The organism is Sulfitobacter sediminivivens (assembly GCF_042611115.2).
GTDB lineage: Bacteria > Pseudomonadota > Alphaproteobacteria > Rhodobacterales > Rhodobacteraceae > Sulfitobacter > Sulfitobacter sediminivivens.
Genome location: NZ_JBHGAR020000001.1, coordinates 367,715 through 380,449 on the forward strand (window position 1 = coordinate 367,715; position 12,735 = coordinate 380,449).

A 12,735-nucleotide genomic window follows, 5' to 3' on the forward strand; every position below is an offset into this window, starting at 1 on the left:
GATCATCGCCGTCCTTCATGCAGCCACGCACCGGTAATCAGAGCGGCGCTGAGTAGCAATACCAACCATCCCGGCAGGATCGGCGTCTGGCGCACATCACGGGTTTCGTAGGCACCGCGCGGGGTCAGGCCCAGCCATCCGCGTCCGGAAGCGGGACGACCTGCGCGCACGTTGCGCAACCTAGGTAATCCATCCTCAAGGCGCACAACACCACCGCGCAATGTGGAAATCGCAGGTGCCAAGGCCACTGCATCGGCGATGGTTTCGACAAATTCACGTGGTGCCGCAGGGCCAAGGCCGATCACCGACGTCTCATCGCCATTCTCGAGCCGATAAAGGCCAATGTCGGGCCCTTGATACGTGCCCTCAAATGTACCGGGTCCGTTGGGCGTCAGATCCACCACGCTGGTGCTGCCATCGGGTGCAGTAACAGTGGCCGGGGGGGCGGTTTCGCCCAGGGTCCGGCGCGTGATGCGCATGCTTTGACCCTCGGCGGTCGCCGTCAGCGCTTCTTCCTCAAGCTCAGGTTCTTTCATCATCCAATGGGCCAGACGGCGCAGCAATTCCAACTGTGGTCCGCCCCCTTCATAGCCCCGGCTCCAAAGCCATGCATGATCCGATGCCAACAGCGCCACGCGTCCTTCGTCCACACGGTTCAGGACCAAAAGCGGCCGCCCTTCGATCCCTTCAAGAACCACGTTTCCCTGTGGTTCGGCGACATCAATCTGGCGCAGCCAGCGGCCCCAATCGCCATTGCCGGGCAACCCGGCCGTGACCGGATGACGCTTGCCCAAATCGCTGACCGTTGGCAGATAGGGATCCTCAAACACCCGCGCGGAAGGTGTGGCAGGCAGCACAGACCCCAAGGGCGATCGATATAGGCTGTCTGCGCTGGCAAAATCGGGGCCGGCAGCAACAAGCACCGCCCCACCATTGCGCACATAATTCGCAACATTCTCAAGATAGAGACCGGGCAGGATGCCGCGCCGTTTGTAGCGGTCAAAGATGATCAGATCAAAATCGTCGATTTTCTCCATGAACAACTCACGGGTGGGAAATGCGATCAGGGATAGTTCGCCCACAGGCACACCGTCTTGCTTTTCGGGTGGCCGCAGAATGGTGAAATGCACCAGATCGACAGAACTGTCAGACTTCAGCAGGTTTCGCCATGTGCGCCCACCCGGATGCGGCTCACCGCTGACCAATAGCACGCGCAGGCGGTCGCGCACGCCGTTCATCTGGATCAGTGCGGCATTGTTGCGGTCCGTCAACTCGCCATCTGCGAAGGGCAGCGAAAAGCGGATCACATTGCGCCCCCCGTGGGGCAGCGTGACAGGAAGGGTAATGTCCTCGCCAATCGGGACGCGGAACATCTGGGCCGGTTCGCCGTCTATGGAAATATCAAGGGCTGCAAGGGTTTGCCCGGCAGGTGCCGCGCCCAAATCGTCGATGCGCAGGGTAAGCGTCACCGCCTCACCGATGATGGCAAATGCAGGGGCGTTGCGCACGGTCAGGCGGCGGTCCCAATCGTCCGCTCGCCCCGACAGCAGCACATGCATGGGCGCGGGCAAATCGATAGGCAAATCGGCGTCATGCACGCGGCCATCGCTGATCGCTAGGATGCCAGCAACCCGCGCGCGGGGTTCTTCGGCCAGCGCATCGGCAATGGCAGTCATCAGTTCGGTGCCCGCATCCCCCGCACCATCCGGCACAGAGACACGGCGCACCTCGGTATTGGGTCGCGCGGCGATCTGGGCAGCGATGGCATTGGCGGCATCGGCACTTTGATCGGCACGGTCGCCCAGTTTTTGGCTGGCACTGTTGTCTTCGACAAGCAGTACAATATCGCTGAGCGGTGCGCGGTCTTCTTGCTGATATGATGGCCCTGCAAGGGCTCCCAGGACAACAAGTGCCGCCAATCCGCGTAACGCCCAGCCCTGCAGGCCCCGCCAACCAGCCAGTACAACGCCAAGGACCGCAATAATCGCCACAACAATCAGCAGCGACAGGGGAACCAACGGGTCAAATACAATTGTTGCCGTCATTGCCCCAACCGATCCAGCAGGGCGGGAACATGCACCTGATCTGACTTATAATTGCCCGTCAGCACATGCATGACGAGGTTCACACCAAACCGATTGGCCAACTCGCGCTGCCGCTCACCGGAGTACCCGCGCCCGATGGGCAACAGGGGTGCACCGTCACTACGCACGGCCCATGCTGCGGCCCAATCGTTGCCGCCGATGATCACCGGCGTCACACCGTCGTTGAGGTTTCTGAACGGCATCCCCTCAATGCGTTCGGCATCAGGTGGAGATGCCTCAACCCAGACATCGCGGCTGACGTAGCGACCGGGAAAATCCTGCAGCAGATAAAACGTTCGGGTCAGCACATGGTCGGCGGGCAGCGGTTCAAGCGGTGGAATATCAAGCGGCTCGGCGAGTTCCTGCAGCTTGCGGCCATTTGGGCTGGCCGCCCCATAACGCGCGGTATCCGCGTCGCGGGTATCGAAAACGATCAACCCGCCAGATCGCAGATATTCGTTCAGCTTGCCATAAGCCTCGGCAGAGGGGCGCGGCTGATCGGGTGTGATGGGCCAATAAAGGATCGGGAAAAACGCCAATTCGTCCGTTTCGAGGTCAACACCGATTGGTGTTGCGGGTTCGACCGACGTCCGAAAGAAAAGCGTGTCTGACAGGCCGACGAGCCCTGCATGGGCGATCCCATCAACCTGTGCATTGCCCGTCACGACATGTGCCAATGACACTTCGTTTGTGGCTTCAAGGGCGAAGGCATCTGCGTTGATTTGGGCATGGCCCGTGATCGGCTGACCAACGAAAGGCAGCGCCAGCAAGACCACCGCTGCCGCATTGCTGCGGGTCAACAAACGGCCAGACAGCGCCAGTGAAGCGACAACATCGGCCAGAAGCAGCGAGATCGAAAGGCTCAGCAGCCAACCGGCGATGGGCTGCTCCGCGGCCACGGCAAGGCCCCTGACCGTCACATCGGTGGGCCATGTCGCGGGCGTCAGCGTGCTCTCGTCTGTGAAAACATTGCGCGCCAAACGGCGATCACCGGACCCGTATATCCCGGGTTGCATCCGCGGCCCTGCAGGCGCGTTGATCAGGTCAGGGCCATTTACACCGGGCAGATTTCCAGCATCTGTCAGAACGCCATAGCCATCCATAACCCGAAGTGGTGTCCATGTTGTGCCCACCAGATCACCGGCGTCCGGTGTTGAGGCCGCAGAGGACACCGCCAACCGCTCCATCATCTCAACGAACAGCCCTGAAAGTGGTAAAGTGGACCATTCCGCCGTTGCCGTTACATGAAACAGGACAATCTGCCCTTGACCAACAGGCTTGCGCGTAACCAAAGGCGTCCCATCACTGAGCGAGGCGATGACACGGTTTGCCAACGTGGGATCCGGTTGCGCCACAACTTGTGCAGAGACCACGACATCATCCGGGACATTCAGACCAAAAAAGGGTGATGTGTCCCGGAACGGTGCAAGCGATTTCGGCTCCCCCCATGACATCGCACCCCCGACACTGCGCCCGCCGGCGCGAAGGCGCACAGGCATCAGCGGGTCTTCGTCAATGCGGCTGATGTCGCTTGCGGCAATGCGGGGCCCAGCAAACCGAACCAGCATGCCGCCACTCTCAATCCAGTCCATCAGTGGCCCCGCTTCAGCCTCTGAAAGCGTCGCAATATCGGCCAGCACGATCACATCGGGGTTGGCCGGTAATACATCTGCAAGTGATCCGCCGATCAGATCAGCGGTTGGTGCCAGCGCCTGCTCGATGTAGTGCAAGGGCGACAGAAGTTGCAGGCCCTCGCGGTCATTGCGCCCGCCAATCAATGCAACTTCGCGGCGGCGCAAACCGTCATCCACAATCGTTGTCGCCCCGGCAGAGCGTTGCCCGGCAATCACGAAACCCGTCACCCGCGCCCGCATTTCCGCAGGCAGGGCCAGTTCGGCGCTTGCGTTCACGGACCCTTGTTCAAATAGCGCAGGGACAGTTGCGAGAATACGTGCATTGCCGGCAGGGTCGCGCCCTTCTGTCTGGATCACGACTTCCCGTTCAGGTCCCGCTGCGGCGCGGCTAAGCTCCAATTTGACGACATTGTCTTCGTACCGCGCGGGAGCGATGGCCAACACGTTTGCGGCGGTCTGATAGACATCAACATTGCCCCGTGACTGCATCGCGTCCAAAGCGACAGCGCGTCCGTCAAAGTCCAACCCATCACTGAACCAAAGGGTGTCGAATGCCGGCAATTCAGTCATTATTTTTGCCGCTTTCTCGAGGTCTGCAAGGGATGGTTGCCAAGCGGCAGGGGCAAATCCAGCAAGCCGGGAACGCCAAACGTCGGCGGATTGAAATGCTGGGATGTCCGGCCGGGTCAGGACCAGGAATCCAACGGTGCGTCCGGCGCGGCCGGCACGGGTCAACTGCGCCTCAATCGCTTCGGTCTGTTGCGGCCAACGGGGCGCGCCCGCCCATGTGCCATCCAGGACGATCAGCAGGGGCCCATCACCCTCAGCCTGATCTGCTTGGGGGTTTAGAACTGGTCCCGCCAACCCTAAGATGATCGCCGCAACTGCCAATATCCGCAGCAAAAGCAACCACCATGGCGTACGGTCCGATACGGTTTCATCGTCATTCAACCCCAACAGCAATGCGACACCGGGAAAGCGACGCCGGATTGGCGCAGGCGGCACTGCACGCAGGATCAGCCACAGGACTGGAAGCGCCAATAAGGCGACAAGCAACCAGGGTGCCGTAAAGCCTATGCCCCCGAAGACAATCATGCTGCGACACCTGCCCGTGCATCAAGCGCACCATAAAGCCACAGCAGGGCGGACTGTGCCGAGGCATCCGTGTGATGCAGGCCATATTGCCATCCGGTCAGGGTGCAGAGCCGCTGAAGTTCGAATTTCCGGTCCGCAAGGCGTTCAAGGTAACGCCCCTTGAGGTCATTCGCCTTGAGCGTTTCGTGACTTAACGTGCCGCCGATACTTTCGAAAATTGTACGTCCCGTGAAAGGAAACGCTTCCTCGGACGGGTCCAGTACATGATAGAGCACCCCGCGCACGCCACGATCGGCGGCCTTGGTCAGTGCCAGTTGCACACCAGCCATATCACCCATGAAATCCGACACAAATACCGCGCGCGCATGGGGGATCATGGCGCGGTGTTCCGGGGGGCTGTAATCGGTCTGATCATCACGACAAAACATCTCGGCCAGCCGCAAGACCTGAGGATTGCCCCGACGCGGGGGCAGGGTGGTACCCGTGAGCCCAACCCGTTCACCACTGCGCAGCAGCAGGATGGACAGCGCCAGACCCAGCAAGCGTGCGCGATCTGCTTTTTGCGGTACATTTGCGTCAGATGCGAAACGCATCGACGCACCCTGATCGACCCAAAGCATCACTGACTGTGCGATCTGCCATTCGCGCTGGCGCACGAACTCCTGATCCCCCATGGCTGATCGGCGATAGTCAATGGACCGGCGGCTGTCGCCCATCTGGGCCGGGCGGTACTGCCAGAAATCGTCACCCATGCCCGCGCGTCTGCGCCCATGGGCACCCAACAAAACCGCCCCCGCAAGATGTTCGGCCCGCGCCAGCAGGTCCGGCAGACGGGTGGCCTCACGTTCAGCAGATGCGCGTAAGGTGCCAGGGGTGTTCACGCTGCGGCCTTTGCCCCGGACAAATTGGCGGCAGTTTCGTCGATAAGCGCATACAGGCTGTCACCACGCGCCCGCGCCGCGAAATTCAATGCCATGCGGTGGCTCAGGACCGGGCGCGCCATATCAATGACGTCTTCGGCCGAGGGTGCCAAACGTCCCTGCAACAAGGCGCGCGCGCGCACCGCCAGCATCAGCGCCTGAGCGGCACGTGGGCCGGGACCCCAAGCAACAGTTTCGCGGACTTGCTGGCTTGCTCCGGCCTCTTCGGGGCGAAAGGCGCGGACCAGATCAAGGATCATCTCGACAACGGATTCCCCGACTGGCATGCGACGCAGCAAACGCTGAGCGTCGAGCAATTCAGCGGCAGTAAAAGTCTGGGTTGCCTGCGCGTCTACCTCGCCTGTGGTGGCAATCAGAATGTCACGTTCCGTGTCGCGGTCCGGATATGCGACGTCTATCTGTACCAGAAAACGGTCAAGTTGTGCTTCGGGCAGGGGATACGTCCCTTCCTGCTCAATCGGGTTTTGCGTCGCCAGCACGTGAAACGGCACGCCCAATGCCCGGTCCTGCCCGGCAACGGTCACCGTTTTTTCCTGCATCGCCTGCAACAGCGCGGATTGCGTGCGTGGGCTGGCACGGTTGATTTCATCAGCCATCAGAAGTTGGCAAAAAATTGGCCCTTCGATAAACCGAAAGGACCGTACGCCATCGGTGCCGGTTTCCAGTACCTCTGACCCCAGAATGTCAGCCGGCATTAGATCGGGCGTGAATTGCACCCGGCTGCCATCCAGCCCCATCACCGTGGACAGCGTTTCAACCAGCCGGGTTTTGCCCAGACCCGGCAAACCGATCAGCAAACCGTGACCACCGCATAAAAGCGCTGTCAGCGTCAGGTCGACAACCCGTTCCTGACCGATAAACCGACTGGTAATAGACTTCTTTGCCTCAGCCAGCTTTTCGCCCAACGCTTCGATTTGCGCTACCATATCTTCGGCTTTGGTCATGACATTCAGGTTCCTTGGGTTATATCATTACAGTGTAAGTGTATATCGGTCACAGGAAATGGCAAAAGCAATGAGCGGACAAAAAACCGTTACCCCAACCGCTGAAAGCCTTGTGGCGTCGGCAAAAGCCGCCAAAACGCGCGGTTTGCCGCCGTTGGAAAAGTGGAATCCGCCGTTTTGCGGTGATCTGGACATGCAGATCAAGCGTGACGGGACGTGGTTCTACCAAGGCACACCGATCGGACGACGTGAACTGGTCAAATTGTTCGCGACGATTCTGTGGCGCGAGGGGGACAAGTATTTTCTGGTCACGCCCGTTGAGAAGGTGGGCATCACCGTCGAAGACGCACCTTTTGTTGCCGTTGATTTTGAGGCTGAGGGGACAGGCGAGGCACAAAACCTGCGATTTGAGACCAACTTGGGAGATTTTAGTGTCGCAGGTCCGAACGCGCCAATCCGTGTGGTGCGTGATGAAAATACGGGCGAACCATCGCCCTATGTGCGGATCCGCCGCAATCTAGAGGCGCTGATCGACCGCAAGAGTTTCTACCGGCTGGTTGATTTGGGCGTGCATCATGAAGGCTGGTTTGGTGTTTGGTCGGGTGGGGAATTCTTTGGCATCATCCCTTCGGATGAGTTGCCGGAAGCCTGACGTTGGCCCTTCCAAGGTTGAAATGCGCCGCTAATCTAAGCCTTTTATGGCCAGAACTGCCCCTTCTTGAGCGATTTGATGCGGCTGCGGCGTCGGGGTTCACTGGAGTTGAGGTGTTGTTTCCTTACCATATTGCTGTGAAAGACATTCTGGCAGCACTGGCGCGTACCAATCTGGAAATGGTGCTGATCAACGCACCTCCGCTGAATGAAGCGGAAGAGGAACGTGGATTTGCCGGCGTACCGGGCAAAACAGCCCGGTTTCAGCAGGATATGCGGCTCGTTTTTGAATATGCGATAAGTTCGAGCGTGAGCATGGTGCACGTCATGGCTGGCGTTGCGGGCGGATCTGAGGCCAAAGCGACGTTTGTTGAAAATCTCAAATGGGCAGCACAGGTCGCTCCGCGCGATCTTACGTTGATGATTGAACCGCTGAACCGGGTCGCGATGCCCGGATATTTCCTAAACAACTATAACCTTGCTCAGGATGTTCTGGTGGCGGTCAACGCGCCGAATGTTGCGCTCCAATTTGACAGCTATCATGCGCAAATGATCCATGGGGATGCGGTTGCGGTCTTTGATCAATTTGCCCATCTGGTTCGTCATGTTCAGGTCGGCGACACCCCGGATCGTGGCCCCCCTGGAACAGGTAAGGTTCATTTCAAAGCGCTCTTTGACCGAATGAGGACCAGTGGCTATCAGGGTTGGATCAGCGGAGAATACCACCCGATTGGACGGACCGAAGACACGTTGGATTGGATGAAAGATCTATGATACCTGCCCGATTTGTACCGATATTGTTTGGCTTTATCCTGTTGGGTTCTTATATCACTGATGGTTTCCAGCCTCGCGACATATAGAGCGGAGGGATTGGCCCCTGATTTTGCAGTGATCTGGATGGGCGGTTGGTTAGCCAGTTGGATAATCGCTTTTCCGGCTCTTCTGGTGGTCGCGCCGCTGACCCGGAAACTGGTCGCTAAATTGGTCAGGTAGGTCCGAACATCGCAGTTAGCCGGGAAAGAATGTTTGCGCGTCGCCCTCGGACCATTGCGGGTATTTCAACATGATGTTCTCAAACTGATCTGTCGCCAGAAACCGGCTCAGCCAGCCCTGCAGGTTGGGCAATGGTTGCGCGTCAAACCACGGCTTGTCGATAAAGGCGAATTGCCGGACAAAAGGTAAGATCGCAAAATCCGCAATACTCGGACGCTCAAAAATCCAAACTGCAATTCTGCTGTCCAAGTTCGCCAGAAATTCTGCCGCGATCTCACGCTGCTCCTTGGCGTCGGTATCTGGATAACGGTTGGCGTATTTCGTCCGGTCCAATGCGTCTTTGAACGGCCCGTCAGCGCGTCTGATCAGGTCCCAACCCGCCACAGGCATGTCTAGCCACTCGTCTGGGTCATTGCGCACCAAGGCCCATTTCATGATGTCGAGGCTTTCGTCGATGGCACCTTGATCGGTTACAAGGCAAGGCACTGTTCCGCTGGATGACGCCACCAAGAACGCTGCAGGCTTGTCGCGCAGAACCACTTCTCGCAATTCGACCCGCACCCCTGCCACCGCAATCGCCAACCGCGCCCGCATGGCATAGGGGCAGCGGCGGAACGTGTAGAGGATGGGTGTCATGGCACGCTCAATGCGCCTCGGCCCAGTTCTTGCCCTGCCCCGCATCAACGGTCAGTTTTACATCCAACTTCACCACCGGATCATTGGCGTTTTCCATGACCTCGCGGGCCGCCCCAATCAGCGCGTCTTCGGATCCTTCGTCCACCTCGAACAGCAATTCGTCGTGCACCTGCAAAAGCATCTTTGCCGGCAGATCGGCAATGGCACCCGGCATGCGGATCATGGCGCGGCGAATGACGTCGGCAGCCGTGCCTTGGATCGGTGCGTTGATGGCAGCACGCGCGGCGAACCCGGCATGCGGCCCTTTGGCACCAATGTTGGGCGTATGGATCTTGCGGCCAAAGAGCGTCTGTACATACCCGTGTTCTCTTGCAAATGCCTTGGTGTCGTCCATGTAGGTTCGGATGCCGGGAAAGCGTTCGAAATAGCGGTCGATAAATCTCTGTGCTTCGGCCCGTGGGATGCGCAGGTTTCTGGCAAGGCCAAAGCCCGAAATGCCATAGATCACGCCAAAATTGATCGCCTTGGCCTGACGACGCACATCCGGGGTCATTTTGTCCAGAGGCACGCCGAACATTTCCGAGGCTGTGAGCGCGTGAATGTCGATGCCATCCGCAAAGGCCTGTTTCAATTCGGGGATCTCAGCAATATGCGCCAGAATACGCAACTCAATTTGGGAATAGTCGAGCGCAACAAGTGTCTTGCCCGGTTCCGCGATGAAGGCTTCGCGAATGCGGCGGCCTTCTTCGCTGCGAATCGGGATGTTTTGCAGGTTCGGATCGGTGGATGCGAGGCGACCTGTTGAAGCGCCCGCGATGGAATAAGAGGTATGTACCCGGCCCGTATCGGGGTTGATGTGGTCCTGCAATGCGTCGGTATAGGTGGATTTGAGTTTGCTCAACTGACGCCAATCCAACACACGCGCAGGCAATTCATGCTCAGTTGCCAGATCCTCCAGCACATCCGCACCCGTGGCATAGGCCCCGGTCTTGCCCTTCTTGCCACCCTCAAGCGCCATTTCGTCAAACAGGATTTCGCCCAGTTGTTTGGGTGACCCGACGTTGAACTTTCGGCCTGCCAATTCGTATATTTCATCTTCCAGCCCGGCCATCTTTTGGGCAAATGCATTGGACATGCGCGATAGCGTATCGCGGTCCACCTTGATGCCAGAGCGTTCCATCGTGGCCAGCACTGGCACAAGAGGCCGTTCAAGCGTTTCGTAGACCTTTGTAACCTGCGCCATGTGCAATTGAGGTTTCAGCAATTGCCAAAGCCGCAGGGTGATGTCGGCGTCTTCTGCTGCATATTTCACCGCGTCTTCCAGCGGCACTTTGTCAAAGGTGATTGCGGATTTACCAGAGCCCAACAGCGGTTTGATCGGAATAGGGATGTGCCCAAGATATCGTTCTGACAGCGTATCCATGCCATGATTGTGCAGACCCGCATGTTGCGCGTAGGACATCAGCATCGTGTCATCGAAGGGGGCCACAGTTATGCCGATCTGAGCAAATATCTTGGCATCATATTTCATGTTCTGCCCGATCTTGAGGATACTTGCATCCTCCAACACCGGCGTGAGCATCCCAAGCACTTCCTCAACAGCCATCTGCCCCTCGGCCAGATCGTCGGATCCAAACAGATCATCGCCGCGATGCGCTTTGTGGATCAGCGGGATGTAACAGGCCCGCCCCGCCTCAACTGCCAAGGATATGCCAACCAACTCTGCCGTCATTTCATTCAGACCGGTGGTTTCGGTATCCACGGCGACGTACCCAAATTCGTAAATCTGGTCGATCCACTTTTGAAGGGCAGCCGCATCACCGACCTGCTCGTACTTGGAGGGGTCAAATGGGATATCCGCAGCAACAGGTGCATCAGGCGTTGCAGGGGCATCTTCAATCGTCGGCGCTTCTCGGCCAAGAACTTCCGCAACTCGTTTAGAGAGGGTCCGAAACTCCATTTCGGCAAGGAAAGACAAGAGCTTGTCTGGATCAGGGGCTTTTACCTCAAGATCATCAAGGGTGAAATCAAGCGGTGTATTCTCATCCAATAGGACAAGGCGGCGCGACAGCCGGATTTGCTCTGCATTCTCAATCAAGGTCTCACGGCGCTTGGGCTGTTTGATTTCGCCCGCGCGCTCCAAAAGCGCATCCAGATCTCCGTATTCATTGATCAACAAGGCCGCCGTCTTGACCCCAATGCCCGGCGCGCCGGGGACGTTGTCGACACTGTCGCCCGCCAGCGCCTGCACATCAACCACCCGCTCAGGATAAACGCCGAATTTCTCAAACACGCCTTCCCGATCGATGGTCTTGTTCTTCATGGCGTCAAGCATTTCGACGCCATCCCCGACCAACTGCATCAAGTCCTTGTCAGAGCTGATGATCGTACACCGCCCGCCGGCCTTGCGCGCCTGTACGGCAAGGGTTGCAATAATGTCGTCGGCTTCGAATCCTTCTTTTTCCTCGCAGGCAATATTGAAGGCAATTGTCGCTTCTCGGGTGAGTGGTATCTGTGGGCGCAAATCCTCGGGCATCGCATCGCGGTTGGCTTTGTATTGGTCGTACATTTCATTGCGAAATGTATGGCTGCCTTTGTCGAAGATAACGGCGGCATGGGTCGGCGCATCTGGGCCAGTATTGCCTTCGACATAGCGGTGCAGCATGTTGCAGAACCCCGCAACCGCACCAATTGGCAAGCCATCAGATTTGCGCGTCAGCGGCGGCAATGCGTGATATGCGCGAAATATGAAGGCCGAACCGTCAATCAGATGCAGGTGATGGCCTTTGCCAAATGTCTGGGACATGATGCGTTCCTTTTCCTGCGTTGTCTGTTGCAAAGGATCACATGCGACCTGCGATACAGGAAAATCGTTGTCCTTCGCCCTTTCAAAAGTACCGTCTGACCCCTTCCAGAAGAAGAGGTCGCCATTTTGATCAGGATTTTCCCTCAAAATCCGAATGCACAAACCTGCAATCGCAATAGCCGCACTCGACCCACCCGGTATCGCGGGGAATTTGCAGCCAGACACGGGGATGGCCCAATGCACCTTCGCTGCCATCACAGGCGACGCGATAGGTGTTCACGATCCGGGTTTCGGGCGCTGAAATGGTCATCGAATGATCCTTGGCTCTGGGCAGATTGCCAGTCTGTTATGCCCAAAGCCAGCGAGCGGGACAAGCCCTGCTTGAAGCTCGTTAATCGCGATCAATCCGCGCCAGATAACAGTTGTTGCTTGCGGATCTGACGTGGACATATCTGACGCGAGGATCTTTCAAGACCTGAGCCGTGTGATCAGGAATTTCTGCTGATTTCACAATCGCACCGGTGCCATAAACGATGCGATCATCTGATGAATAGCCTTTGACCAGATATGCAGGCGAGGTGGTTAGAACCGGCGGTAAGACATCGCCACCCCCGCGCCCGCAAGGTTCAGCGCATAGAAATATCGGCCCTGTTTCAGCGTAAGGGTGCAGCCCGTCAAAAGGTCTATACGCCAGGATAAGCATCCCTGCACCTTTCGGGATATTTTTCAGACAATGCCGGCATGGCGTGCCGGGGCCATTTGAAACTGCAAGTTCAGGCGCGTTGTCATAAGCGTCAACCATACCCGTCTGATAACCGCGGGCAATGTTGGTGGGCATAGCGGAATAGTGCATGGTGTGTCTCCCTTGATGTGCCACCTCTTGTTGTGGTTTTGGGTCAGCCGCTCAATCCGATTATTGCGCATATTTGCCCATCACCATGAAAACGGTTC

Annotated in this window: 11 protein-coding genes; 3 read left to right on the forward strand and 8 right to left on the reverse strand. The window is 57.9% G+C overall.

The genetic code is table 11. The features are described from left to right. Positions 1 to 2: 2 nt before the first annotated feature. Genes ACEWL3_RS01735 through ACEWL3_RS01750 form a run of 4 tightly spaced genes read right to left on the reverse strand, consistent with a single transcriptional unit; the run spans position 3 to position 6,698 of the window. Complete coding sequence (locus ACEWL3_RS01735) at positions 3 to 2,045, reverse strand: hypothetical protein (RefSeq protein WP_386177309.1); 2,043 nt, start codon at positions 2,043 to 2,045, stop codon at positions 3 to 5. Next, positions 2,042 to 4,813 carry a DUF4159 domain-containing protein gene (locus tag ACEWL3_RS01740; RefSeq protein ID WP_386177310.1) on the reverse strand — a complete coding sequence of 924 codons (2,772 nt, stop codon included), beginning with the start codon at positions 4,811 to 4,813 and terminating at the stop codon, positions 2,042 to 2,044. The genes ACEWL3_RS01735 and ACEWL3_RS01740 overlap by 4 nt, the downstream gene beginning before the upstream one ends. Then, on the reverse strand, positions 4,810 to 5,694 hold the full coding sequence (locus ACEWL3_RS01745; protein ID WP_386177311.1) for a DUF58 domain-containing protein: 885 nt from the start codon (positions 5,692 to 5,694) through the stop codon (positions 4,810 to 4,812). Before ACEWL3_RS01745 ends, ACEWL3_RS01740 begins: the two co-directional genes overlap by 4 nt. Further along, the gene (locus ACEWL3_RS01750) at positions 5,691 to 6,698 is read right to left on the reverse strand and encodes an AAA family ATPase (protein WP_386177312.1); all 1,008 of its coding nucleotides are present in this window, start codon (positions 6,696 to 6,698) and stop codon (positions 5,691 to 5,693) included. Before ACEWL3_RS01750 ends, ACEWL3_RS01745 begins: the two co-directional genes overlap by 4 nt. A gap of 70 nt (positions 6,699 to 6,768) precedes the next feature. On the opposite strand from ACEWL3_RS01750, the gene ACEWL3_RS01755 reads away from it, so the two are divergent. The 3 genes from ACEWL3_RS01755 to ACEWL3_RS01765 are packed head-to-tail and all read left to right on the forward strand — an operon-like array spanning position 6,769 to position 8,342. After that, positions 6,769 to 7,350 (forward strand): DUF1285 domain-containing protein, encoded by a 582-nt coding sequence (locus tag ACEWL3_RS01755; RefSeq protein ID WP_386177313.1) that lies wholly within the window; start codon positions 6,769 to 6,771, stop codon positions 7,348 to 7,350. A 2-nt stretch (positions 7,351 to 7,352) separates the two neighbouring features. Further along, positions 7,353 to 8,123 carry a hydroxypyruvate isomerase family protein gene (locus ACEWL3_RS01760; RefSeq protein ID WP_386177314.1) on the forward strand — a complete coding sequence of 257 codons (771 nt, stop codon included), beginning with the start codon at positions 7,353 to 7,355 and terminating at the stop codon, positions 8,121 to 8,123. A 60-nt stretch (positions 8,124 to 8,183) separates the two neighbouring features. Beyond that, positions 8,184 to 8,342, forward strand: a complete 159-nt coding sequence (locus ACEWL3_RS01765) for a DUF2798 domain-containing protein (RefSeq protein ID WP_386177315.1) — start codon at positions 8,184 to 8,186, stop codon at positions 8,340 to 8,342. 15 nt (positions 8,343 to 8,357) lie between these two features. Here ACEWL3_RS01765 and ACEWL3_RS01770 read toward each other — a convergent pair whose 3' ends face one another. From ACEWL3_RS01770 to ACEWL3_RS01785, 4 genes are all read right to left on the reverse strand, one after another. Then, positions 8,358 to 8,978, reverse strand: a complete 621-nt coding sequence (locus tag ACEWL3_RS01770) for a glutathione S-transferase (RefSeq protein ID WP_386177316.1) — start codon at positions 8,976 to 8,978, stop codon at positions 8,358 to 8,360. A gap of 7 nt (positions 8,979 to 8,985) precedes the next feature. Continuing rightward, the gene (gene polA, locus ACEWL3_RS01775) at positions 8,986 to 11,784 is read right to left on the reverse strand and encodes a DNA polymerase I (RefSeq protein WP_386177317.1); all 2,799 of its coding nucleotides are present in this window, start codon (positions 11,782 to 11,784) and stop codon (positions 8,986 to 8,988) included. 130 nt (positions 11,785 to 11,914) lie between these two features. After that, positions 11,915 to 12,094 carry a zinc-finger domain-containing protein gene (locus ACEWL3_RS01780; protein ID WP_114876928.1) on the reverse strand — a complete coding sequence of 60 codons (180 nt, stop codon included), beginning with the start codon at positions 12,092 to 12,094 and terminating at the stop codon, positions 11,915 to 11,917. A gap of 81 nt (positions 12,095 to 12,175) precedes the next feature. Next, the gene (locus ACEWL3_RS01785) at positions 12,176 to 12,637 is read right to left on the reverse strand and encodes a DUF1203 domain-containing protein (protein WP_386177318.1); all 462 of its coding nucleotides are present in this window, start codon (positions 12,635 to 12,637) and stop codon (positions 12,176 to 12,178) included. Between the last annotated feature and the right edge of the window lie 98 nt (positions 12,638 to 12,735).

What these genes read in the sequence shown, in the direction of transcription:
- ACEWL3_RS01785 (WP_386177318.1), bottom strand. Translation starts at nt 12,637, where the DNA reads ATGCACTATTCCGCTATGCCCACCAACATTGCCCGCGGTTATCAGACG.
- ACEWL3_RS01750 (WP_386177312.1), bottom strand. Translation starts at nt 6,698, where the DNA reads ATGACCAAAGCCGAAGATATGGTAGCGCAAATCGAAGCGTTGGGCGAA.
- ACEWL3_RS01740 (WP_386177310.1), bottom strand. Translation starts at nt 4,813, where the DNA reads ATGATTGTCTTCGGGGGCATAGGCTTTACGGCACCCTGGTTGCTTGTC.
- polA (WP_386177317.1), bottom strand. Translation starts at nt 11,784, where the DNA reads ATGTCCCAGACATTTGGCAAAGGCCATCACCTGCATCTGATTGACGGT.
- ACEWL3_RS01755 (WP_386177313.1), top strand. Translation starts at nt 6,769, where the DNA reads ATGAGCGGACAAAAAACCGTTACCCCAACCGCTGAAAGCCTTGTGGCG.
- ACEWL3_RS01735 (WP_386177309.1), bottom strand. Translation starts at nt 2,045, where the DNA reads ATGACGGCAACAATTGTATTTGACCCGTTGGTTCCCCTGTCGCTGCTG.
- ACEWL3_RS01770 (WP_386177316.1), bottom strand. Translation starts at nt 8,978, where the DNA reads ATGACACCCATCCTCTACACGTTCCGCCGCTGCCCCTATGCCATGCGG.
- ACEWL3_RS01780 (WP_114876928.1), bottom strand. Translation starts at nt 12,094, where the DNA reads ATGACCATTTCAGCGCCCGAAACCCGGATCGTGAACACCTATCGCGTC.
- ACEWL3_RS01765 (WP_386177315.1), top strand. Translation starts at nt 8,184, where the DNA reads ATGGTTTCCAGCCTCGCGACATATAGAGCGGAGGGATTGGCCCCTGAT.